This is a genomic window from Acinetobacter sp. 24-47-66, assembly GCF_056779755.1.
In genome coordinates, this window is record NZ_JBWYIL010000055.1 from 1 (window position 1) to 205 (window position 205).

The 205-nt window shown below is 43.9% G+C and carries 1 protein-coding gene; it reads left to right on the forward strand.

What is annotated here, in order from left to right; genetic code table 11:
- The coding region (locus AC1M84_RS14350; protein ID WP_481595249.1) for a GA-like domain-containing protein at positions 1 to 205 on the forward strand (205 nt) is incomplete at both ends.

Below are 205 nucleotides of genomic sequence, written 5' to 3' on the forward strand. Positions count from 1 at the left end.
CTGATCGATGCAAATGCCAATGGCCTCATCACCCCAACAGAACTTACTGCACTGACTCAAGCACGTGATGATGCACTTGCTGCTAAAGAAGAAGCACAAACAAAAGTGACAGCGTTACCTGAGGCAGTACAAGCAGAAAAAGATGCGCTACAAGGTCGTTTAAATGATCTGGTTGATATCACTTTACCAGCAGTAAATGACGAAA